Source organism: Capnocytophaga sp. ARDL2, from assembly GCF_041530365.1.
GTDB lineage: Bacteria > Bacteroidota > Bacteroidia > Flavobacteriales > Flavobacteriaceae > Flavobacterium.
In genome coordinates this window covers 306953-329723 of sequence record NZ_CP168034.1, presented here as the reverse complement: position 1 = coordinate 329723, position 22771 = coordinate 306953, and the positions used below count along the sequence as shown (strand labels likewise).

Here is a 22771-nt window from a genome sequence, read left to right as displayed (position 1 = left end):
TAATAGCTAGATTATAATGAAAGTATCAAGTAAAATAAACAAGATGCTATTGGGAGTAATCTTGTTGGGGTGTGCACAAGCACACTCCCAACAAGATCCTCAATACACAAATTACATGTACAACACGGTAAATATCAACCCAGCATATGCGGGAAATAGAGGCGTGTTGAGTGTATTTGGGTTACATCGTACCCAATGGGTAGGATTGGATGGTGCCCCTACAACCAATGCATTTTCAATTCACACTCCGATAGAGGGGTCAAAATTGGGTATTGGCTTGAGTTTTGTAAATGACCGTTTGGGGGTTACAGAGGAAAACACAGCTAGTATCGATGTTTCATATACTGTGGATTTAAACCAAAGAGGAAGTAAATTGAGTTTTGGTATCAAAGGAACAGCGAACTTTTTAAACGTAGAATATAGCCGTTTGAAAGCAGCACATCCAAACGATCCGTATTTGGCAGCAAATATTGAGAATCAATTTACACCAAATATCGGAGCCGGAGTTTACTGGCACAACGACAATACGTATTTAGGATTGTCAGTTCCGAACTTTTTGGAGAACAATCGATTTGACGAAGGGGTTTATAGTTCGATGAACCAACGCATGCACTTTTTCCTAACGGGAGGGCATGTTTTTGAAGTAAACCCGATGTTGAAATTCAAGCCTGCCTTTTTGTTAAAAGCAGTAGAAGGAGCACCGTTGCAAGCCGATGTAACAGGAAATTTCTTGATCCACGACAAGTTGGTATTAGGAGCGGGTTACAGATGGAGTGCAGCCTGGAGTGCATTAGCAGGTTTTCATTTGACAGACGAGTTGTTTATAGGATATGCGTATGACTCGGAGACGACGAAATTGCATACCTACAACAGCGGCTCACATGAGGTGTTCTTGCGATATGAATTGTTTAAAAAGTATCGTCGCGTAAATTCGCCACGTTTCTTCTAAAAAATACAGATTATGGACAGAAAGAAAATAGTACTATCCTTAGCGAGCTTATTTTTGATAGGAAGCGTAGAAGGAAACGCTCAGTCAGGATTAAAGAAGTCGAACAAAGAGTATGACCGATGGGCATACATTGAGTCGGCAAAGATTTACGAGAAAGTATTGAAGAGAGGTTACTCGAGTCAAGATCTTTTGGAGAAATTAGGGAATTCATATTATTTTAATGCTTTGTATGCCGAAGCAAATAAATACTATGGTCAGTTGTTTGCAGAGTACGGATCAGAAGGGATTTCAGAGGAGTATTACTACCGCTATGCACAAACCTTGGAGCATATAGGAGAGAATGCTTTGTCAAAGAAATACTACGATATCTTTGTACAAAAAGTAGGGAGTGAGAAGCAAGTAGCCAAATTCAGAGCATCGGAGCGAGAGTTGCGAGATCAAATCAAAGCCAACTCAAACCGTTACCAAGGATTGGAAAACTTGTCAATCAATACGCCTTATGCAGACTACGGAAGTTATGTTTATGACAATCAGTTGTACTTTACCAGTGCACGTGATACAGGAAGTTTATCAAAGAAAGTACATACGTGGACAGATGCGACCTTTACAAGTTTGTATCGTCACGACTTGGAGACAAGAAATGACAACAAGCCAGCAGTAAAACGCATCAAGGGAGAGGTAAAAAGTATCTTAAACGAGTCAACAGGAGTAATTACCAAAGACGGACAAACGATGTATTTTACACGCAACAATATCATTGATGGCGTTAGAAAATACGACGGAGAGAAGAGTACATTGTTGAAAATTTACCGAGCAAAATTGGTGGACGGACAATGGAAAGAAGTTGAGGAATTGCCATTCAACAGCAACGAATTCAACACGGCACACCCAGCGTTGAGCAATGATGAGAAGTTGTTGTACTTTGCTTCGGATCGTCCAGGAGGATATGGAGGATCGGATTTGTGGAGAGTATCGATTCACGACAATGGAACGTTTGGAGGGCCTGAGAATTTAGGCCGGCGATCAATACAGAGTTTAGAGATACCTTTCCATTTATCACCAGCAATGACGAGTTGTACTTTTCAACAGACGGTCGTGTAGGTTTGGGAGGATTGGATGTATTTGGCGTAAAAACGTATGCAGACAGAAGCTTTGGAGAGGTTCAAAACTTAGGAGCACCGATCAACACCAACGCAGATGATTTTGCTTATTACATCGATTATCAAACCAAACAAGGATTTGTGTCATCTAACCGCGAGGGAGGAAAAGGGAATGATGACATTTATAGTTTCTTAGAAGTACGCCCATTACAATTAGATTGTTTACAAAACTTGACTGTAGTGGTAGTAGATAGAAATACCAAAGAAGAGATCAAGGATGCTTCATTGACATTGTACGATTTGGTTTACAATGTAGAAAAGAGAGGAGCGACTTACAACTATGGTGCGTATAGATTTGAGAAGGACTTTGGGTGTAAAGAGAGCTACCGAGTAAAAGCAGAGAAAGCGGGTTACAATGCTGCAGAGACAGTAGCGTATTTACCAGCAAAGAGCGGCGAGACGAAGGTAGTGATCGAGTTAGAGCCAGTAAAGATACCGTTCAAGGAAGGGGACGATTTGTTTAAGGTGTTGAACTTAAATCCGATATACTTTGACTTAGACAAGCACTTTATTCGTCCTGACGCAGCGTTAGAGTTGGCAAAAGTATTGGCAGTAATGGAGGAATATCCGACGATGGTTATCGATATCCGTTCGCATACGGATAGTAGAGCTTCGTTTAAATACAACGAGCGATTATCAGACCGAAGAGCGAAATCGACACGAGAGTGGTTGATTAGCAAAGGGATTGCTCCATCACGTTTGACAGCCAAAGGATATGGAGAATACGAGTTGACTAACAGATGTTCGGACGGTGTACCATGTACGGAAGAAGAACACCAAGCAAACCGTAGATCAGAGTTCATCATCATTAGTATGTAATCATCATACAATATGTGATAAAGAAAAACCCCCTCATACGAGGGGGGTTTTGTTATATTAAAGATAATGGTATAAAGATTATTTTAGATTACTATCTTACTACTTTTATTGGGAGTTAAAGATTAAAGTTTCGGACATAATCTTATCTTTGTGCCTTACTCCGTACGGGATTTAGATAGCTGTGTTATTTTCCCAAAGCTGACGCCTTGGTTTATGTATGGTTCAACTCTCTCGAGTTGCTTTGCGGAACTTTGATATCGTTCGGGAAGCGACACGAAGTGTCAAACTATGTGTGACCCTTAGAGTAAACTTTGGGGCAAGAATAGACCACTCAAAATACGACTAGGAGAGTCGAACAACATCAAATGTGATTTCATAAAATATATAATAAATCAGTAAATTATGTTTTTAATACATAACTTAAACAACTTGAAAATTAAAGAAATAGATTAACTCCGATACTTTAGTTAACGATTAGATTTACCCGTTGTGCAATATGAACTAAAATAAAAAAAGAGTGCCTAATCAGATACTCTTTTTTGTTGCACGGGTGGAGGGATTCGAACCCCCATCAACGGTTTTGGAGACCGCTATTCTACCCTTGAACTACACCCGTAAATTTTACGACTGCAAAAGTAGTGAATAATTATTAATAAACAAGTTGTTTTTTTTGTTTTTTAGCGACTATTTACAAATATTATTATTACAAAATAATCTTTTGTTAATGAACTTACCCCACCTAACGGCACTCCTTCCTTAGGAGGCAGGAGAAGGCTTAGAATATAAAAACATTTCAATTTGCAATAAATTAGTATCTTTGCATTTTAAGTTTTTTAACAGAAATGAAACAAATTGTAAAAACTTTTTGTATTTCCATATTAATTTTTTCAATAATGACTAATAATATAATCGCTCAGAACGAGCCAAAAGCAAAGCAAATTCCGTTTGAAATGCATCATCATGGAGATTTGCGAGTAGATAATTACTATTGGTTGAATCAACGCGAAAATCCTGAGGTAATCGCTTACCTTGAAGAGGAAAATGCGTATTACAAACAACAAACTGCTCATACCAAAGATTTTCAAGAAACGCTTTTCCAAGAAATAAAAGCTCGTATCAAAGAAGATGACGAGTCGGTACCGTATTTTTACAACGGTTACTGGTACATTACGCGTTTTGAAACAGGAAAAGGCTATCCGATTTATGCTCGTAAAAAAGGTTCGCTCAATGCTCCTGAAGAAATTTTGTTTGACTGTAACGAATTGGCAAAAGGTTATGCTTATTTCAAATTGACGGGCATTAATATTTCCGACGACAACCGCTATTGTGCCTTTGGTGTGGATACCGTTTCGCGTAGAGAATATACCATCAAAGTAAAGGATTTGCAAACAGGCGAATTGCTCGATACCGAAATCACCAATACTACTGGTGGAAGTACTTGGGCAGCAGATGGGAAATCACTTTTTTATTCTCGAAAAGACAAACAAACACTAAGACCTTTTCAGATTTTTAGACACACGGTTGGTATTGATGCCAAACACGATGTATTGGTTTTTGAGGAAAAAGACGACACTTTTGGAACTTTTATTTATCGCTCAAAATCAAAAAAATATTTAATCATCGGTAGCGAAAGTACGCTAACAACGGAATATCAAATTTTGGAAGCAGACAATCCTACTGGGGATTTTAGAATATTTCAAAAGCGTACCAAAGGATTGGAATATTCGATTTCACATTATGGCAATCAATTTTTTATTGTTACAAACAAAGATAAAGCGGAAAATTTCAAAATTATGACTACAGCCGAAAACGAAACAGCGGCGAGTTTTTGGAAAGAATTTATTCCTCATAGAAAGGAAACTTTGATTGAGGGAATTGATATTTTCGATAAGTTTTTGGTAGTTTCGGAAAGAACCAATGGTTTGAATCAAATTTGGATTAAACCATGGGAAGGCGATGGGTATTATTTGCCGTTTGACAGCGAAACTTACACTGCATATACCACAACCAATATCGATTTTGATACTACAACGCTCAGATATGCCTATCAATCGATGGCTACTCCTGCTTCTGTAATCGATTTTGATATGGTTACAAAGGAAAGAACAGTGAAAAAAGTGCAGGAAGTATTGGGTGATTTTTCAGTTGAAAATTACGAAGAAAAACGAGTTTGGGCTATTGCGGAAGATGGAGTGAAAATTCCGATATCGTTGGTCTATAAAAAAGGTCTTCAACTCAATGGGGAAAATCCTGTGTTGTTGTACGGTTATGGTTCATACGGAGCTTCGATGGAGCCGTATTTTTCAAGTACGAGATTGTCTTTGTTGGACAGAGGATTTGTATTTGCTATTGCACACATTCGCGGAGGAGAAGATTTGGGAAGACAATGGTATGAAATGGGGAAATTGCTCCAAAAACGCAATACATTTACCGATTTTATTGCTTGTTCGGAATATTTAATCAACGAAAAATATACTTCGCCTAATCATTTGTATGCCGAGGGCGGAAGTGCTGGTGGATTGCTGATGGGATCGGTCATCAATATGCGTCCTGAGTTATACCACGGAGTAATTGCACAAGTGCCGTTTGTAGATGTGGTAACAACGATGCTCGACGATACCATTCCTTTGACCACAGGAGAATATGATGAATGGGGAAATCCAAATGACAAGCAGTATTACGACTATATGAAATCCTATTCGCCTTACGACAATGTGGTAGCTCAGGATTATCCGCATTTGTATGTTTCTACAGGATTTCACGATTCGCAGGTGCAGTATTGGGAACCTGCGAAGTGGGTAGCGAAAATCCGCAGTTTGCGTACCAACAACAATCAGTTGTATTTAGATACCAATATGGATACTGGACACGGCTCGTCGTCTGACCGATTTGAGGCGTTGAGAGAAGTAGCAAAAGAGTACAGCTTTTTGTTGCATTTGGCTGGGAAAGTAAGATAATTTGTGGATTGTTTTCTCTCGCATTTCCCTTCTAAAAAGAGGGGTGCTCGAAGAGTGGGGTGTATAACACAGATAAGCACAGTTTTTTTAATAAACAGTACTTTAAAATGATTAAACCTACGGTTTAAAGCAGATTATCGTAGATTTTGTTTTTTTGATTTATCAAAAAAACATCTGTGAAAATCTGATTTCATAAAAGAAAAAAAATCTGTTCTCATCAGCGTGAAACAAATAAAAATCAATTCAAATTAAACAAATGAAATTAGATGAAATTCAAATCATAGGAGTGCTGTTTAGCATTTTGCAGGTTACATTTGCTTTTTTCAACAAAACTATACATTATTTATTTGGAATCATTGGCATATTGATTATGCTGTATGTGATGTTTTTATCTAAATTGTATGCAGAGTTTTCTATCAATGTGTACTACCTAATTATGAGTGTATATGGTTGGGTGTATTGGTGTTATGGTATCGAACAGAGAGAAGTAGGCTTGTCAAAAACTACGGCAATCGAATGGAAAATCACTTTGGCTATAGTGTTGTTGAGTTTTGGATTGGGCTATTATTTATTAGCCAATTTTACGGATACCGATGTGCCGTTTTGGGATTCGTTTTCGAGTTGTTTTGCTTGGGGCGGTATGTGGCTTTTGGCAAAGCGAAAAGTGGAAAACTGGCTCTTGCTCAGCGTAAGTAACCTTATCAACATTCCGCTGATGTACTACAAAGAATTGAACGGATATGCGTTTTTGTATGTGTTTTTGTTGGTAGTAGGAATTATGGGTTATTTTAAATGGTTGAAAATCATGCAAGGGGAAAGAGAAAGCGAACAACTGGCATAAACTTGCGTGAGGGGGTGAGGCATTGTTGGAGCTCTTTTGCTACGAAGCGATAGCTGAGTAGCAAAAAGCGACTGTCGAACACCCGACCCAAAGGGGCACGCCCAAATGAATATTATTTTTTTGAAAATATACTGAGGTATAGCAATGATATGGCTCCTAATAGGATGACAAGTAAGGTTTGAGAACTCCAAAGCAACCATCCAAAGGCGGTTCCGTCTTCGAGGGGGATGTGATATGATAGTAAAATCTGTCCGATGAGTAGAGGAAAGGCTCCGATGCCTCCGTTGGTAAAGCTGATGACAATGCTCCCTGTGATAAAGGATGCTAAAATAGCATTTGCTGATAGCTGAGAGGTGCCGTCGATAGCCAATGTGCCAAAATAAAAGGAGAGTATAAATGCTACCCATATAAAGAGAGAATGCAGGATGAAAGGCATTCTCTTTTTCATTTTTAGTATGCTGTATAATCCTTCGATAAAGCCATTAAAGAATTTTCTGACTTTTTTGGTTTTTAATAAAAAGTAAAGTATTGTTATACCGATAATTGCTGTAATTGTTAGTAAAAGAGAGAGTTGTCGTATGTTGATAAACTGTAAAGCAAATTGATACAGTAGTTTGTAGTTGAGCAGCAATCCGGTGAAACATAGAGTAGCCAGTAGGATGAAATCTACGATGCGTTCGGCTACTATAGTACCAAAGGCTTTGTCAAAGGGGATGTTTTTGTGTTTTTTTAGAATTAGAGCTCGTGAGATTTCGCCCGAACGAGGGATGGTGAGATTGACCATATACCCTATGGAAATAGCGATAAAGTTGGCTATAAAATTGGTTTTGTATCCCAAGTGTTGGATTGCGTAGGACCAGCGAATGGCTCTGGAAGCCTGGCTGAGCTTCATAAAGAGTAATGAAAGTAGGATGTATTGATAGTGAGCGTTTTTGAAGTGGAGTTTTACTTTTTCAAATTGCTCAGCAGTCAATAAATCAAAACTTTTATAAATTAAAAATACTCCCAAGAGTAGTGGGAGTATTGTAAAAGTTATTTTTTTTAAAGATTTCATTGCTTTAAAGAATTGTTGTTTTCGTTAGGGAAAATCACCCATGGTTTAAACGTTTTGGCTTCTTCAAAATCCATCAAAGCGTACGAAATCACGATGATGATGTCGTCTTTTTGTACTCTACGAGCGGCTGGTCCGTTTAGTGTGATTTCGCCACTGCCTTTTGTACCTTTGATGATATAGGTTTCGAATCGTTCGCCATTGTTTACGTTTACAATAGAAACCTTTTCACCTTCTATCATATTTGCTGCTTCCAACAAATCGGCATCAATTGTGATGCTACCAATATAATTTAAATCAGCACCTGTTACTTTAACGCGGTGGATTTTTGATTTTAAAACTTCTATTTGCATGCGGCAAATTTATTAAAAAATATCCATATAAACGATTGTTTTCGTTTTTTCTTCGGATTCAATTTTTGTTCCAAAGATTTTGAGGTTAGGGATACTTTGAACAGATTGAAGGGGAAAATATTAAAATTAACATTTTTAAGTAGTTATTGATGATTAATTGTGTTTTTTGTTTGGCTTGTTGGAGTTGTTTTAATTTTTTGAAAAAAAATAGCTTTTAACATTAGTATTTAAAAATATTTAATTTTTATGTTTAAAAAATAAATTATTCTAATTTTTTTGGTATTAAATAAAACTATATTTTTACAAAACTTTAAATAATATTGAATATGGATAAAAGATTACAATCAGTTTTCAATTAAAAACTATTTTAGCCATTGGTTTGATAACTCTTTTGAGTAATGTAGGAGCTACTGCACAGACGTATTGTACATCATCTTTTGAATTGGGGTGTACTGAAGATTATATTGGTGTTTTTTCAATTCCATCAGCCAATTTTACTCATGATAGTGATGGGTGTTTTGATGGTGCTTATGGAGATTTTACCCCACAGACCATCACATTGTAGGCAGGATTTCCTTATACATTCTCTACAACATCGGGTTATTCAAATCAATTTATAAGAATTTGGGTGGGCTTTAATAATGATGGAGAATTTGAAGAGACAGAGATTATTGCAAATGCTTTTTCTGGAATTTCTTTATCAGACTCTGATGATCATATTTTGATTCCTGCGGATACCTCAGCAGGAACCTATAGATTGCGAATAGCTACACAATATGTAGGTGCACCACAGCCATGTGATAATGAAGGAGGGTACGGTGAGGCACAAGATTATACTTTTACATTACTTGCTGCACCGAATTGTATTTCACCAAATACATTCAGTATGCAAGAACGTACAGATACGACGTTTACTTTGGGATGGAATGGTAATACATCTTCTTATTTAATCAAAATAGATGCTGTAAACAACGAATCATCTACTTTGAAATTTATCAAAAAATAATGTATATTTTTTATTCAAAAGGTTGTTCTATTTTGAGCAACCTTTTGTTTTTTTGAGATTTTTCCAATTGATTGGATAGTAGAAAGAGGTTTTCTATCACAAAAAGTTTAACTTTGTATCTTTAATTTTAGCACTATCCTTTTTTCAAATGAATAAAAAAGTTATTCTCATGATTTTAGACGGTTGGGGACATGCACCCGACCCGAAAGTTTCGGCGGTAGATTTGGCAAATACTCCGTATATCGATCAGTTGTATAAAGACTATCCTCACGCTCAGTTGCGTACTGATGGATTGCATGTGGGACTTCCTGAAGGTCAAATGGGAAATTCTGAAGTGGGACACATGAATATCGGTGCTGGGCGTATCGTATATCAAGACCTTGAAAAAATCAATCGTGCGGTAAAATTGGGAACTTTTGGCGAAGAAAAGGTATTGAAAGATGCTTTGACATTTGCCAAAGAACACAATAAAAAAGTACATTTGTTGGGATTGGTTTCAGACGGTGGAGTGCATTCGCATATAGACCATTTGTTTGCCTTGATAGACGAAACCGAAAAACACGGTTTAGACCAAGTATTTGTTCACGCATTTACAGACGGACGCGATGTAGATCCGAAATCGGGGGTAATTCACATTGGAAATTTAGAGAAAAAACTTCAAAATACTTCGGCAAAATTAGCTTCTATCGTTGGTAGATATTACGCAATGGATAGGGACAAACGCTGGGAACGCGTACAAAAAGCCTATGATTTGTTGGTAAAAGGAGTAGGTGAGCCGTTTGCAAATGGAGTTCAAGCTATGGAGGCTTCATATACGGCAGGTGTTACCGATGAGTTTGTGTTGCCGATTTCTATTGTTGCCAATGACGAACGCCCAGCGACCATTGCTCCAGACGATGTGGTGATTTTCTTCAACTTCCGCACCGATAGAGGACGCCAATTGACAGAAGTGCTTTCACAAATCGATTTACCAGAATTTGGTATGAACAAATTGCCTTTGAAATATGTAACGATGACCAATTATGACGATAATTTCAAGGGAATTGAAGTGATTTACGACAAAGGAAATATTCAAAATACTTTGGGAGAAGTTTTGGCAAATGCAGGTAAAAGGCAAATTCGCATGGCGGAAACAGAAAAATATCCGCATGTAACTTTCTTTTTCTCAGGAGGTAGAGAAGAAGAGTTTTTGGGCGAAAAACGCATTTTGTGTCCGTCTCCAAAAGTGGCTACTTATGATTTGAAACCCGAAATGAGTGCTTACGATTTGAAAAACGCTTTGATTACTGAATTGAAAGCACAATCTGCGGATTTTGTATGTTTAAATTTTGCCAACGGAGACATGGTAGGACATACAGGCGATTTACAAGCAGCTATCAAAGCCTGTGAAACAGTGGATACTTGTGTAAGCGAAATCGTACCTGTGGCATTGGAAAATGATTATACCTTGTTGATTATCGCCGACCACGGAAACTGCGAAACGATGATCAATCCAGACGGTACGCCAAATACCGCACACACAACCAACCCAGTACCGATGATTGTGGTGGACAAAATGTCACACAAAGTGTCAGACGGAATTTTGGGAGATGTAGCACCGACGATTTTACATTTGATGGGTGTGGCTCAACCGGTAGAAATGACTGGCAAGGCGTTGGTGGAGTGATTTATGAGTGTTGGGTATTAGGTATTATTATAGGTAGAGTAGCTAATTTGTGTAATAAAAACAACCAGTGTAAATTAGTGTAATTTGTGGCTAAAAACAGGGAGAAAAAAACAATACAAATGAAAAAAATAATAGGAATTTCAGCATTACTACTGACGCTTTCAGTACAAGCTCAGCAACAAGTAATGACCAAAGAAACACTGTGGAAATTGGGGCGAGTGAGTGCCTTGGGTGTTTCGGATGACGAACGATATGTGTATTACAAAGTTTCTACACCCAATGTGCAGGAATTGACCTATACCAGCACTTATTGGATGACGAGTGTAGATGGGGAAAAATTCAAACAATTGGACGAATATCCAAAAGAGTTGAAAAGCAAAAATGTTTCTCCTAAAGGTACTCACGAAATCGCCGTAGAAACAGTAAAAGTTGAAAAAGTTTTAGGAAAGGATTATTATCCCGAAATGACCAAGTCCGAAGCCTATATTTTCGATGGTTTGGATTACAGACATTGGGATACATACACCGACGGTACTTTCAATCACATTGTAGTTACTGATAAAGAATCGGGCGAAAAAACCGATATTTTAAAAGACCAACCGTTTCATTCACCTCAAAAAACATTTGGAGGAAATGAAGATTATACTTGGTCGCCAGATGGTACGCAGATTATTTATGTTTCGAAAAAGTTGACAGGTACAGATTATGCCTTGAGTACCAATACAGATTTGTATGCGTATAACATTCAAACCAAAGAAACTCAAAATCTTACCGAATACAATTTGGGATACGATACACATCCTTTGTTTTCGCCAAACGGACATTTGACTTGGTTGCAAATGAAACGCGATGGATACGAAGCTGATAAAAATGATTTGATTGTTCGTATCAATGATGTAGATAAAAATCTGACCGCTTTGTGGGACGGAACGGTTAATAGTTATATCTGGGCAAAAGATGGAAAGAAAATCTATTTTACCGCTCCGATTGATGGTACAGTACAGTTGTTTGAAATAGGATTTAACCCAGTAGATGGTAATTCAACTGCTGTAAAACAATTGACCAAAGGCAATTTTGACATTACAGGTTTGGTAGGATTTGCCAAAGATAGAATAGTGGTAACTCGTACAGATTTCAACACAGCAAATGAGGTGTATGCCTACGATTTGAAAAAGAAAAGATGGAACCGCATTTCGAGAGCCAACGATACCATTTACAAAAACATTGCAAAGAGCAAAGTTGAACGCAAATATGTAACTACTACCGACGGAAAACAAATGTTGGTATATGTGATTTTGCCACCAAACTATGATGCGTCAAAAAAATATCCAACTTTGTTGTATTGTCAAGGAGGGCCACAGTCGGCATTGTCACAGTTTTATTCATTCCGTTGGAATTTTCAATTGATGGCGGCAGAAGGATATGTGGTAGTAGCACCTAATCGCCGTGGAATGCCAGGATTTGGAGTAGAGTGGAATGAGGCAATTTCATTGGATTGGGGCGGACAAGTAATGGACGATTATTTGACAGCTATTGACGAAGTAGCCAAAGAATCGTATGTGGACAAAGACCGTCTGGGTGCAATAGGAGCGTCGTACGGAGGATATTCGGTGTATTATTTGGCGGGAATCCACAACAATCGTTTCAAGACATTTATTTCACACTGTGGAGTATTCAATTTAGAGTCGATGTACGGAACTACAGAAGAAGTGTTCTTTACAAATTTTGATGCAGGAGGGGCCTATTGGGAAAAAAACAACGCCGCTGCAATGAAAACTTATAGCAAATTCAACCCACAAAAAATGGTGGATAAATGGAACACGCCTATTTTGGTAATCCATGGAGGAGAAGATTATCGTGTGCCAATTGGACAAGGGCAAGAGGCTTTTCAAGCCGCACAATTGCGAGGAATCAAATCGAGATTTTTGTATTTCCCTCACGAAAACCACTGGGTGCTGCAAGCTCAAAATGCACACATCTGGCAAGGAGAGTTTTTCCGTTGGTTAAAAGAGACATTATAAGCAAAATTTCCTAAAAGAAATCAGAATCTTTTAGGAAATTTTTTATTTTACATAATTGCTTTCCTATAGTTCAATCCATTGTTCTACAGTCATTTTTTTAGATAGTTCGGTGATGAGGAGGTAGGGGATATTTTTCATTTTTTTTGAAACGGATGCAACTTTTTCGCATATTCAATTTAGTTTTGCAATGTTTAGGATATTCGTTGGTAAACCATTCCAATAGTTTAGAGTCTGCATAAACTCCCATATGGTATAAGGCGATAAAATTTTTCTGAAAAGCAATATTGATAAGAGGCAACGGCAACTCAGGCGTACAATGATATTTTTTTGGATAGATAGAATGAGGAACCACATAGCCAATCATTCCATCGCTCAGTTGTTCAACAAAGTCATTGAGTAGGTTGTTTTTTAGAATGCTTCGTAATTTTTCAATCGACACTTGTCTGCCTTTAGGTAGTTGAGCGATATATCCTTTGATGATAGTCACTTCAATTTTCATACAGAAAAGGTAGAGAAAAATGAAATATAAACAACTAAGAGATAAATTTTTAAATTGAATTGAGTGTTAGACGAAAATAATGAAGTATTTAAGAAAAAATTATGTGAAGATAGAGCTCTATAATAAATTTATAGAGTAATTTTGTCTAGTAAAAAATTTTGAAATGAGAAAATCAATTTTATTAGCCTCTATGTTAGTTGGAGGTTATGTTTTTGCACAAGAAGGAAGAGTAGGAATCAATAAAGAAGTTCCAAATGCAACTTTAGATATCAATGCCTTGGCTACTGAAACAGCAAAAGGGGTATTAGTACCAAGAATTACTGCTGCTGAAATGAAGGCGATGACGCCAGGTTTGACAACAGCTCAACATTCATTGATGACATTTTTGATAGATGATATGCCTGTAGTAGATAGAGCCGGACAATATTCGTTGGTTACAGATGCCGGATATTACTATTGGGATGCATCATTGAACCAATGGATGCGTTTGATTGAGTACAAACACGTGGATGTGCGTTATGTAGGTACCAACAATCACGTTTCGATTGATGCGGGGGTTGGACAGAATGGGACAAGTTTAGGTACAGGTAGTGCCAATGTAGCCATTGGTCCTGGAAACTTGAAAGCTGTTACAACAGGGTCTAATAATACAGCATTAGGAAATGGTGCATTGGTCGCAAATACAACAGGATCTAATAATACAGCTATTGGGTTGAATGCTTTGAAAAACAACAAAACCAGTTCTGGATTGATTGCAATAGGGCAAAATGCTATGCGTGATAATGTTGGAGAAAATAATATGGCTTTGGGAGGGCATGCAATGCTGCTAAATACCTCAGGATCTGGAAATATGGCATTGGGTACAAATGCTCTGAGAGAAAATACTACAGGAAAAAATAATGTGGCAATTGGAGTGAATGCTATGTATAAGAATAAAGTAGGGGATAATAATGTAGCGATAGGTTTGAGAGCACTTCATGAGAATACTGAAGGAAACAACGTAGCTATAGGGCCAGAATCATTGTCTTCTAACACATCAGGAAAAAACAACGTTGCTATTGGTCCTGATGCTATGAAAACCAATACTATAGGGTCTAGAAACTTTGCCGTAGGATTTGAAGCGTTGAGACTGAATACTACTGGAGAGGATAACTTTGCCTTTGGAGTTACTTCTATGAGAGATAATACTGTAGGGAAGAAAAATGTAGCCCTTGGGAATTACTCTATGCAATATAATACTACAGGGAATGAAAATATAGCTTTGGGGTATAAATCACTTCAAGAAAATACAACAGGTTCTGGTAATATTTCTATTGGAAATGAAACATTAGTTAATAATAAAACTGGAAATGATAATATAGCTATAGGAAAAGATGCATTGCAAGTGTTGACTACAGGAGAATACAATATAGCGATAGGGAAATACGCTTTGAAAGATTCAAATCATACAACGAATAAATATACAATAGGAATAGGATACGACGCTGGGGCAAGACCTTCTTCTAAAACAGGAAATGGAAATATCTTTATCGGAAATTCTAAAGAAGTTATGAACGAAATTTTAGAAAATTCTGATAAATACAATAATTCCATTGCAATAGGTAATGGTATAGATAATCATTCATTGCTGAGTAACACAATAGTCTTAGGAAATGAAAAAGCAACAGGAGTTGAAGGAGGTGTAAACGTAGGAGTTGGAGTGATGAATCCAAAAGCAAAATTGGATGTAAACGGAGGGGTAAAAGTAGGCAATTCGGACACTTGTGACAGTACTACAGCAGGAACTATTCGTTTTAATAATGGGAAGTTCGAAGGGTGTACAGGGACTCAATGGGTAAAATTTCATAATTGATAAAGTTGTAAAAACTCGGCTTAGCCGAGTTTTTTTGTGTTTTGCGATAAAAAAATATATATTTGTGAAAATATAAATATTAAATAGATAAATTATGAAAAAAATATTAGTGCCTACAGATTTTTCAGATCAAGCAAACAATGCCATCAAAGCGGCGGCATCGGTTGCAAAGGGATATGATACTGAAATTATTTTGATGCATGTCATTGATTTACCTCATGAAACAGTAGATATGATTCAGCCAGGGTTTGATTTGCCTGAAGTGATGTTGTTTAAAAAAATGGCTGAGCAAAAACTTCTCGAATCTGCTAAAAATCCAGCGTTGGAAGGGTTGACCGTTTCGGTAGTACTTCGCTTAGGTAAATTTTTCAACGAGGTGGAAGCGGTAAGTAACGAAAATGCTATTGACTTGATTGTCATGGGATCTTATGGAGCCAGTGGTTTGAAAGAAATGTTTATCGGATCAAATGCCGAAAAAATTGTTCGTGCTTCGCAAGTACCAGTGTTGGTAATCAAAGGAGACCAGACGGATATCAGTTTTGACAATGTGGTTTTTGCATCAGATTTCTTGGAAAAAAATCCAGAAGCTTATAACAAAATTTTACATTTCTTGACAGAGCGTAATGCAAAACCTCACTTTTTGATGGTCAATACACCTAATAGTTTCAAGCCTACACACGAGGCAGAAACAATTATTCAAGAGTTTTTGAAAGACTTGGAAGTTGAGGATTATACTTTTGCCGTTTACAATGATTTTGATATCGAAAAAGGATTGTCAAATTACGCTGAAAAAATCAATTCTTCGTTGATTGTAATGGGTACACACGGTCGCACAGGTTTATCGCGTTTTATCAACGGAAGTATCAGCGAAGATGTAGTAAATCATTCAACGAAAAACATTATCACTTTTAAAATCTAATTTTTGATGAATCCTTTTGTAAATGTAGAAATAAATCAAGCGGTTGCAACGATTACATTTTTTCACCCACAGAGCAATTCATTTCCAAGTTCGCAATTGAAACAATTGACGGAGGCGATTACACAACTAAACGATAACAGCCAAGTTTCGGTAATTGTTTTGAAAAGTGAAGGAGAAAAAGCCTTTTGTGCTGGAGCCTCATTTGACGAATTGTTGCAAGTAGATACTATCGAAAAAGGAAGAGCTTTTTTCAGTGGTTTTGCTCATGTCATCAATGCGATGCGTAAAAGCAATAAAATCATCGTAGGTCGCATACAAGGAAAAACCGTTGGTGGAGGAGTAGGTATTGTTGCTGCTTGCGATTATACCTTTGCTCATACCGACGCAGCTATCAAATTATCTGAATTGGCAATAGGCATCGGGCCTTTTGTTATCGAGCCAGCGGTAAGTAGAAAAATTGGTATGCCAGCGATGTCAGAAATGACTTTGGAGGCTACGGAATGGAAAACTGCTCAATGGGCACACAAAAACATGTTATTTACACGTTTATTTGACTCCTACGAGACGATGGATGCTTCGTTAGATGTCTTTGTTACACAATTGAGTTCGTTCAATCCTGAGGCGTTATTTGAAATGAAAAAGGTGTTGTGGAAAGATACAGAACATTGGGATACTTTGTTGCTTGAACGTGCCGAAATTTCAGGAACATTAGTTTTATCAGATTTTACTAAAAATGCATTAAACGCTTTTAAAAAGAAATAACAAAAAAAGGCAGTCGATTTCGACTGCCTTTTTATTGTTATTCTACTGTAACAGATTTAGCTAAATTTCGCGGTTGGTCAACATTACAACCTCTCAATACAGCGATGTGGTATGACAACAATTGTAATGGAATCGTTGCTAAAATTGATGTCAAAGCTTCTGTAGAGTTTGGAATCTCGATGATATGATCTGCCAATTCTCTTACTTGTTTGTCGCCTTTAGTTACCACGGCGATTATTTTTCCTTTTCTTGCTTTAATTTCTTGGATGTTGCTCACCACCTTATCGTAGTGGTTTTGCTGCGGTGCAATGATGATTACAGGCATATTTTCGTCTATCAAAGCAATAGGGCCGTGTTTCATTTCTGCTGCAGGATAACCTTCGGCGTGGATGTACGAAATTTCTTTCAATTTCAACGCTCCTTCCATAGCTACAGGATAGTTGAATCCACGACCTAAGTACAAGCAGTTTGACGCTTCTTGATATACTTTACTGATTTCCTCAATGTTTTTGTTTTCCTCTATCGCTCTTTTTACTTTGTCTGGAATAGCTTCCAATTCGATGAGGTTTCTCATATATTCCTCTTGAGAAATCGTTCCTTTGGTTTTAGCCAATTTCAACGCAATCAATGCCAAAATGGTGATTTGAGTAGTAAACGCTTTTGTCGAAGCTACTCCAATCTCTGGACCTGCGTGTGTATAGGCACCTGCGTGTGTTTCTCTGGCGATAGACGAACCCACCACATTGCAAATACCAAATACAAAAGCTCCTTTTTCTTTTGCCAATTTTATGGCTGCCAAAGTATCTGCCGTTTCTCCAGATTGCGAAATAGCAATCACAATATCATCTGGATAGATGATTGGGTTTCTGTATCTAAATTCTGAAGCGTATTCAACTTCTACAGGAATACGAGCAAATTCTTCAATCATATATTCTCCAACCAATCCCGCGTGCCACGATGTACCACAAGCAATGATTAGGATACGACGAGCTTGAGTGAATTTATCTAAATGATTGTCGACTCCTGCCATTTTGATTAATCCTTGCGAAGACAACAATCTACCTCTGAATGTATCTTGAATCACTTGTGGTTGCTCATGAATTTCTTTCAACATAAAGTGTTCGTATCCGCCTTTTTCGATTTGCTCTAAGTTTAACTGTAATTCTTGTACATATAGAGAAACCTCTTTTCCGTCTTTTATTTTGCGGATTTTCAAAGGTTTGTGTAAGCGAATTATCGCCATTTCTTCATCTTCTAAATAAATAGCATTGTTTGTATATTCGATAAAAGGTGTTGCGTCTGATGCTACGAAATATTCCCCTTCTCCGATACCGATTGCCAGTGGACTTCCCAATTTTGCACAAACGATTTCATCTGGTTTTTTGATGTCCATTACACAGATTGCATATGCTCCCACCACTTGTTGCAAGGCAATCTGCACGGCTTTCCCCAATTTTACTTGATGTTTCTTTTGTACATCTTCGATAAGGTTTACTAGTACTTCTGTATCGGTTTCAGACTGGAAGGTATAACCACGAGCGATTAATTCTTTTTTCAAAGGCTCATAGTTTTCAATAATTCCGTTGTGAATGATGACTAATTCACCCGAATTTGAAAAGTGAGGATGAGAGTTTACATCATTTGGAACTCCGTGAGTAGCCCAACGAGTATGCCCAATTCCTATTGAACCATTTACAATATTTTCATTTGATGATTTTTCTTCTAGATCAGAAACCTTACCTTTTGTTTTGCATGAAATAAATTTCTCTCCATCGTACAATGCTACCCCTGCACTGTCATATCCTCTGTATTCCAGTCGTTTCAATCCTTTGATTACAATTGGATATGCTTCTTTTTTGCCTATATATCCTACAATTCCACACATAGTAGTTTGTTATTTTTTTGTATAGTATATTTCTAATTTCATTTTTTTGTCTACATCAGTGTGATTTGGACCATAGAGTACGGTTCCAAATGGCATCTCAGATGCAGTCAATGGTAGTTTTTTGTTGTTTTTAGTTACATTGAATAGCGAATTGCTAATTTCGTTGGCTACTACTAAACCTAAATCAAAATTCGTCGAATCTTTTTCAATCAATGATTTCAGATAATTGGTAATTCTAAATTGATATTTTTTTGTTCCGCTGTTTAATATTCCGTTATAATTTTCTTTCAAAGGATTAGTTGATTGGTCTAATGCATAGTCTTCCAATACTTTATTGTTTTTGAAATCGTACAAAAACAATCGGTTGGGAGCGTTGGCGATAGATGTTTGTGTATCTATTGTCAATGTCAATACGGCTTGGTTGATCATCCAATTATTGGCAATGATAGCATCCAATTCATCAGGTTTTCCGTTGTTGTCTCCATCTGTTCCAAAAAGTGAAATTTTTGAATAAGTTGGTTGGTTTCCTTTTAGAAAAATCAATGGATTGTTTGCCTGTGCCAATGCTGTAGTCAAAAGTCCACTGTGTTGATTTTCAATGAGAGCGACAGAAATATTATTTTTGTTGCCGTCTGTTCCGAAATCTCTACCGAGGGTAAATACCAATTCTTTACGCTCTTTTCCAGATTTGTCAGATTTGTCTTGTTTGTAAACAAATACCAAACTTCCTTCGGTCAAATCAAATTGTGCCAAAGCGTCACTTGTGGGATTGTTTACTTGCAAATACAATCCTTTGAAATATTCTTTAAACAAGGCTTCATTTATCAAAGTTTTGTATTTGTTGTTTGCAAAAAACTTATTTTGAAAATGATTTTTGTCCAAGTCCAACCAAATTCCAGCACTTTTGGTTTCTTTTACTTTTGGATTGTTGTTTTCGTCTTTTACCAATTGACCATTAGCATCGTATTGATACAGTTTGATAGGGTCTGTATTAAATTTAAACTGAGTGTTTTGTTGGGTGTTTGTGCTGTTGTTCAACACTGTTGATGCGATATTTTGATCGATTTGATTTTTTAAATCCGAAAAATAATATTGCGTCGAAAAGTTGTTGGCAGGATTGCTTGTTGACAGTGTGTAACCATTTTCATATACTTTTAGGTCAAAAGTGCCGCTACCTACCACTCTTGCATTGGCCTTAGTCAGAGCATCTGCCTTGAAAGGAATGTGTAGATATACAGAATCTATTACGGGATTATCGCCAATCGAACTTAAACTCTGTGTTTTAGAAAGTCCTACTTGAGCTACTAAATGTTGAGTTTGTGTACCAAAAACAGCGTCATTATGATGTCCTAACGAATTGATGGTATAGTCGCGTGTGTTGACATCATCTGCCAAATAGGTTGCTGCATTGATTTGAGTAGCGGTATATTTTTCAAAGCCGATCAAGTCATTGTCGAGCATTTGAGTACCTACGTTGTTGTATTCTGTTTCGCAAGAGATGAGAGCAGTTGTCAATCCCAAAACGGCTAAAATAGTTTGTGCTAATTTCATAATTTACAGGTTTAGGTAAAAATCTGTATAAGTTTCTTTCATGTTTTCTTTGGCAGAAAACGGTAAAAACGGTTTGTTTGTTGCAGAGATGTGCTGGTTTATTTCCTCATTGATAGTTTCAGAAGAAATAATTACTCCATCAGAAAAATCTATAGCACATTTCATAATGTTTTCATACGTAGGTTGTTTTAGCCATTGAATGTCTTTTTCATCAAATTCGTCAAAGGCTACTTTGTCGTACATGTTTGAAGATAGTTCGTTTTCAAATCCCTTTGAAAAGATAGACGTAACCACTTTAGTATCTGAAAAAATAGATTCGTTTTTATAATATTCTTTCAAATACAAAGGCAAAAGAGAAGCCATCCATCCATGAACATGGATTACATCAGGTACCCAGTTGAGTTTTTTGATGGTTTCTACCACACCTTTTACAAAGAAAATTGCACGTTCGTCATTGTCTTCATATAGTGTGTCGTTTTCGTCAGAAAAAATACCTTTTCTTTTGAAATATTCGTCGTTGTCAATAAAATATACTTGTATTCTCTCCTTTGGAATAGACGCAACTTTTATAATCAAAGGCATATCCATATCATTGATAACTAAGTTCATACCAGATAGACGAATTACCTCGTGCAGCTGATGTCTTCGCTCGTTTACAGCACCGTATTTTGGCATAAAAATGCGTATTTGCCCCCCTTGGTCATTGATCATTTTGGGTGCGTCAAAAGAAGCTGTCGAAACTTCATTTTCAGGCAAATAAGGTACTACTTCAGATGATACAAATAATATCCTTTTATCTTTCATTTGTTTGTTGTAAATTAATTTGAAAATGTAAAGCATACAAAATTACGAAAAAAATATCATTTATTGTCATTTAAATTTTATTTTTGCCCATCTAATCACATTAATTATGATTGTAACTCATACGTCAAAAGAGATATCAGACATTGTTTCTTCCTTTATAGGTCAAGAAAAATCAATAGGTTTTGTTCCCACAATGGGGGCTTTGCACTTGGGACATTTGTCTTTGTTAGAACGTGCATTAAATGAAAATGATGAGGTAGTATTGAGTATTTTTGTAAATCCTACACAGTTTAACAATGCAGAAGATTTAGAAAAATATCCTCGTACCTTTGAACGTGATATTGATATAGTAAAACAGCTCTCTGATCGCATCGTTGTATTTGCTCCTTCGGTAGAGGATATTTATGGACACGAACCAATAGCTACTGTATTTGATTATGAAGGTTTGGAAACCGAAATGGAAGGTGCCAATAGACCAGGTCATTTTGATGGAGTAGGAACGATTGTGAAAAAGTTGTTTGAAATCGTTCGGCCTATGCGTGCCTATTTTGGTGAAAAAGATTTTCAACAGTTGCAAATAATAAAGAAAATGGTTGAAAAAGAAAACTTTGCTATTGCTATCATAGGTTGTCCAATTTACCGTGAACTAAGCGGATTGGCTATGAGTTCTAGGAACGAACGTCTAACAGTAGAGGGAAAACAAAAAGCTGCATTTATTTACAATATATTACAAAAAACAAGAGATTTGTTTCAAAATGCTTCGATAGACGAATGTGTAGATTTTGTGAAAAAGTCTTTTGAAGACCATTCTGATTTTGAGCTTGAATATTTTGTGATTGCAGACGAAAACAACCTCAAAACAGCTGTTGATAAAAAAGAAAATGAAAAATATAGAGGTTTTTTAGTAGCTCATTTAGAAGGCGTACGATTGATAGACAATGTTCCAATGTATGAAGAAGTGTTAATGGAATCTTTGAATTAATTTTTTTGGCACGTCATTTGTTTTAAGACAATCAAACAAAAATATTTTTGAAAAAACAATTGTAAAAAAACAAAAAGTACTATATTTGAAAGTTGAACTAAAATTTTAAACAAAAGATAAAAAAATGAAAGCAATAGCATCATTCGTATTATTTTTATGTGTAACATTAGGATTTGCACAATCAAATTTACCAAACGTAACTTTGAAATCATTAGACGGAAAGTCTGTAAATGTTTCTTCATACAATAAAAAAGGAGACAAACCTGTTATTGTCAGCTTTTGGGCAACGTGGTGTGGGCCATGTATCAAAGAATTGAAAGCAATAAAAGAGGTATATCCAGAGTGGCAAAAAGAAACAGGAGTAGAATTGGTAGCGGTATCTATCGACGATGCTCGTACTAAAAACCGAGTAAAATCACAAGTAAACGGAGCGGGTTGGAAATACACTATCTTGATGGACGACAATCACGAGTTGAAAAGAGCAATGAACGTAGTAAATGTACCATATACAGTGATTGTACACAAAGGAAAAATCGTTTATTCTCACTCAAACTATACACCGGGTATAGAAAATGATATTTATAAAAAATTAAAATCATTGGTAAAGTAAACATAAAATGAAGTATATTTGTAAAGGATGTTTTTTAGGAAGCATCCTTTGTTCTGTTTAGTATAATAATTACACTATAAGTAT

Annotated in this window: 20 protein-coding genes and 1 tRNA gene; 14 read left to right on the top strand and 7 right to left on the bottom strand. The window is 36.7% G+C overall.

Going from position 1 to position 22771, the window contains the following annotated elements; translation table 11 throughout:
- Nucleotides 1-16: 16 nt before the first annotated feature.
- The 3 genes from AB4865_RS01660 to AB4865_RS01650 are packed head-to-tail and all read left to right on the top strand — an operon-like array spanning nt 17 to nt 2928.
- Nucleotides 17-949: a type IX secretion system membrane protein PorP/SprF gene (locus AB4865_RS01660; protein ID WP_372473980.1), complete on the top strand. Its 933-nt coding sequence runs from the start codon at nt 17-19 to the stop codon at nt 947-949.
- Nucleotides 950-961: 12 nt separating this feature from the next.
- Nucleotides 962-2050, top strand: a complete 1089-nt coding sequence (locus tag AB4865_RS01655; protein WP_372473979.1) for a hypothetical protein — start codon at nt 962-964, stop codon at nt 2048-2050.
- Nucleotides 2023-2928 (top strand): OmpA family protein, encoded by a 906-nt coding sequence (locus AB4865_RS01650; RefSeq protein WP_372473978.1) that lies wholly within the window; start codon nt 2023-2025, stop codon nt 2926-2928. The genes AB4865_RS01655 and AB4865_RS01650 overlap by 28 nt, the downstream gene beginning before the upstream one ends.
- Before the next feature lie 545 nt (nt 2929-3473).
- Here the strand turns inward: AB4865_RS01650 and AB4865_RS01645 are convergent.
- A tRNA-Trp gene (locus tag AB4865_RS01645) sits at nt 3474-3544 on the bottom strand.
- Nucleotides 3545-3821: 277 nt separating this feature from the next.
- Between AB4865_RS01645 and AB4865_RS01640 the strand changes: the two genes are divergently transcribed.
- Both AB4865_RS01640 and pnuC read left to right on the top strand, forming a co-directional pair.
- Complete coding sequence (locus AB4865_RS01640) at nt 3822-5885, top strand: S9 family peptidase (RefSeq protein ID WP_372474000.1); 2064 nt, start codon at nt 3822-3824, stop codon at nt 5883-5885.
- A 256-nt stretch (nt 5886-6141) separates the two neighbouring features.
- Nucleotides 6142-6726, top strand: a complete 585-nt coding sequence (gene pnuC / locus AB4865_RS01635; RefSeq protein ID WP_372473999.1) for a nicotinamide riboside transporter PnuC — start codon at nt 6142-6144, stop codon at nt 6724-6726.
- A gap of 112 nt (nt 6727-6838) precedes the next feature.
- Here the strand turns inward: pnuC and AB4865_RS01630 are convergent, their stop codons facing one another.
- Together AB4865_RS01630 and panD are read right to left on the bottom strand one after the other, a co-directional pair.
- Nucleotides 6839-7780 carry a YbhN family protein gene (locus AB4865_RS01630; RefSeq protein WP_372473998.1) on the bottom strand — a complete coding sequence of 314 codons (942 nt, stop codon included), beginning with the start codon at nt 7778-7780 and terminating at the stop codon, nt 6839-6841.
- Nucleotides 7777-8130, bottom strand: a complete 354-nt coding sequence (panD, locus tag AB4865_RS01625) for an aspartate 1-decarboxylase (RefSeq protein WP_372473997.1) — start codon at nt 8128-8130, stop codon at nt 7777-7779. Before panD ends, AB4865_RS01630 begins: the two co-directional genes overlap by 4 nt.
- A 391-nt stretch (nt 8131-8521) precedes the next feature.
- Here panD and AB4865_RS01620 point away from each other — a divergent pair, with 391 nt between their 5' ends.
- The 4 genes from AB4865_RS01620 (at nt 8522) to AB4865_RS01605 (ending at nt 12823) form a co-directional block, all read left to right on the top strand.
- Nucleotides 8522-8695: a hypothetical protein gene (locus AB4865_RS01620; protein ID WP_372473996.1), complete on the top strand. Its 174-nt coding sequence runs from the start codon at nt 8522-8524 to the stop codon at nt 8693-8695.
- Nucleotides 8696-8758: 63 nt separating this feature from the next.
- Nucleotides 8759-9136, top strand: coding sequence for a GEVED domain-containing protein (locus tag AB4865_RS01615; RefSeq protein WP_372473995.1), 378 nt, complete (start codon nt 8759-8761; stop codon nt 9134-9136).
- A 148-nt stretch (nt 9137-9284) separates the two neighbouring features.
- Complete coding sequence (gene gpmI, locus AB4865_RS01610) at nt 9285-10802, top strand: 2,3-bisphosphoglycerate-independent phosphoglycerate mutase (protein WP_372473994.1); 1518 nt, start codon at nt 9285-9287, stop codon at nt 10800-10802.
- Between the two features lie 119 nt (nt 10803-10921).
- Nucleotides 10922-12823 carry a prolyl oligopeptidase family serine peptidase gene (locus AB4865_RS01605; protein WP_372473993.1) on the top strand — a complete coding sequence of 634 codons (1902 nt, stop codon included), beginning with the start codon at nt 10922-10924 and terminating at the stop codon, nt 12821-12823.
- 97 nt (nt 12824-12920) lie between these two features.
- Here AB4865_RS01605 and AB4865_RS01600 read toward each other — a convergent pair whose 3' ends face one another.
- Nucleotides 12921-13322: a DUF1801 domain-containing protein gene (locus AB4865_RS01600; protein ID WP_372473992.1), complete on the bottom strand. Its 402-nt coding sequence runs from the start codon at nt 13320-13322 to the stop codon at nt 12921-12923.
- A gap of 163 nt (nt 13323-13485) precedes the next feature.
- On the opposite strand from AB4865_RS01600, the gene AB4865_RS01595 reads away from it, so the two are divergent.
- From AB4865_RS01595 to AB4865_RS01585, 3 genes are all read left to right on the top strand, one after another.
- Nucleotides 13486-15174 carry a hypothetical protein gene (locus tag AB4865_RS01595; RefSeq protein WP_372473991.1) on the top strand — a complete coding sequence of 563 codons (1689 nt, stop codon included), beginning with the start codon at nt 13486-13488 and terminating at the stop codon, nt 15172-15174.
- 94 nt (nt 15175-15268) lie between these two features.
- A complete protein-coding gene (locus AB4865_RS01590; RefSeq protein WP_372473990.1) occupies nt 15269-16093 on the top strand; it encodes a universal stress protein in 825 nt (274 codons plus the stop codon).
- A 6-nt stretch (nt 16094-16099) separates the two neighbouring features.
- Nucleotides 16100-16855 carry an enoyl-CoA hydratase/isomerase family protein gene (locus AB4865_RS01585; protein ID WP_372473989.1) on the top strand — a complete coding sequence of 252 codons (756 nt, stop codon included), beginning with the start codon at nt 16100-16102 and terminating at the stop codon, nt 16853-16855.
- 37 nt (nt 16856-16892) lie between these two features.
- Here the strand turns inward: AB4865_RS01585 and glmS are convergent, their stop codons facing one another.
- Genes glmS through AB4865_RS01570 form a run of 3 tightly spaced genes read right to left on the bottom strand, consistent with a single transcriptional unit; the run spans nt 16893 to nt 21095 of the window.
- Nucleotides 16893-18740 carry a glutamine--fructose-6-phosphate transaminase (isomerizing) gene (gene glmS / locus AB4865_RS01580; RefSeq protein ID WP_372473988.1) on the bottom strand — a complete coding sequence of 616 codons (1848 nt, stop codon included), beginning with the start codon at nt 18738-18740 and terminating at the stop codon, nt 16893-16895.
- Between the two features lie 9 nt (nt 18741-18749).
- Nucleotides 18750-20291 (bottom strand): DUF4270 domain-containing protein, encoded by a 1542-nt coding sequence (locus AB4865_RS01575; protein ID WP_372473987.1) that lies wholly within the window; start codon nt 20289-20291, stop codon nt 18750-18752.
- A gap of 3 nt (nt 20292-20294) precedes the next feature.
- On the bottom strand, nt 20295-21095 hold the full coding sequence (locus AB4865_RS01570; RefSeq protein WP_372473986.1) for a glycogen/starch synthase: 801 nt from the start codon (nt 21093-21095) through the stop codon (nt 20295-20297).
- Nucleotides 21096-21201: 106 nt separating this feature from the next.
- Between AB4865_RS01570 and panC the strand changes: the two genes are divergently transcribed.
- Together panC and AB4865_RS01560 are read left to right on the top strand one after the other, a co-directional pair.
- Nucleotides 21202-22077, top strand: coding sequence for a pantoate--beta-alanine ligase (panC, locus tag AB4865_RS01565; protein WP_372473985.1), 876 nt, complete (start codon nt 21202-21204; stop codon nt 22075-22077).
- Nucleotides 22078-22201: 124 nt separating this feature from the next.
- The gene (locus tag AB4865_RS01560) at nt 22202-22687 is read left to right on the top strand and encodes a TlpA family protein disulfide reductase (protein ID WP_372473984.1); all 486 of its coding nucleotides are present in this window, start codon (nt 22202-22204) and stop codon (nt 22685-22687) included.
- Nucleotides 22688-22771 lie beyond the last annotated feature (84 nt).

What these genes read in the sequence shown, in the direction of transcription:
- AB4865_RS01600 (WP_372473992.1), bottom strand. Translation starts at nt 13,322, where the DNA reads ATGAAAATTGAAGTGACTATCATCAAAGGATATATCGCTCAACTACCT.
- AB4865_RS01575 (WP_372473987.1), bottom strand. Translation starts at nt 20,291, where the DNA reads ATGAAATTAGCACAAACTATTTTAGCCGTTTTGGGATTGACAACTGCT.
- AB4865_RS01585 (WP_372473989.1), top strand. Translation starts at nt 16,100, where the DNA reads ATGAATCCTTTTGTAAATGTAGAAATAAATCAAGCGGTTGCAACGATT.
- AB4865_RS01660 (WP_372473980.1), top strand. Translation starts at nt 17, where the DNA reads ATGAAAGTATCAAGTAAAATAAACAAGATGCTATTGGGAGTAATCTTG.
- glmS (WP_372473988.1), bottom strand. Translation starts at nt 18,740, where the DNA reads ATGTGTGGAATTGTAGGATATATAGGCAAAAAAGAAGCATATCCAATT.
- AB4865_RS01570 (WP_372473986.1), bottom strand. Translation starts at nt 21,095, where the DNA reads ATGAAAGATAAAAGGATATTATTTGTATCATCTGAAGTAGTACCTTAT.
- AB4865_RS01630 (WP_372473998.1), bottom strand. Translation starts at nt 7,780, where the DNA reads ATGAAATCTTTAAAAAAAATAACTTTTACAATACTCCCACTACTCTTG.
- panD (WP_372473997.1), bottom strand. Translation starts at nt 8,130, where the DNA reads ATGCAAATAGAAGTTTTAAAATCAAAAATCCACCGCGTTAAAGTAACA.
- AB4865_RS01560 (WP_372473984.1), top strand. Translation starts at nt 22,202, where the DNA reads ATGAAAGCAATAGCATCATTCGTATTATTTTTATGTGTAACATTAGGA.
- AB4865_RS01590 (WP_372473990.1), top strand. Translation starts at nt 15,269, where the DNA reads ATGAAAAAAATATTAGTGCCTACAGATTTTTCAGATCAAGCAAACAAT.
- gpmI (WP_372473994.1), top strand. Translation starts at nt 9,285, where the DNA reads ATGAATAAAAAAGTTATTCTCATGATTTTAGACGGTTGGGGACATGCA.
- pnuC (WP_372473999.1), top strand. Translation starts at nt 6,142, where the DNA reads ATGAAATTAGATGAAATTCAAATCATAGGAGTGCTGTTTAGCATTTTG.
- AB4865_RS01595 (WP_372473991.1), top strand. Translation starts at nt 13,486, where the DNA reads ATGAGAAAATCAATTTTATTAGCCTCTATGTTAGTTGGAGGTTATGTT.
- AB4865_RS01605 (WP_372473993.1), top strand. Translation starts at nt 10,922, where the DNA reads ATGAAAAAAATAATAGGAATTTCAGCATTACTACTGACGCTTTCAGTA.
- panC (WP_372473985.1), top strand. Translation starts at nt 21,202, where the DNA reads ATGATTGTAACTCATACGTCAAAAGAGATATCAGACATTGTTTCTTCC.
- AB4865_RS01640 (WP_372474000.1), top strand. Translation starts at nt 3,822, where the DNA reads ATGACTAATAATATAATCGCTCAGAACGAGCCAAAAGCAAAGCAAATT.
- AB4865_RS01655 (WP_372473979.1), top strand. Translation starts at nt 962, where the DNA reads ATGGACAGAAAGAAAATAGTACTATCCTTAGCGAGCTTATTTTTGATA.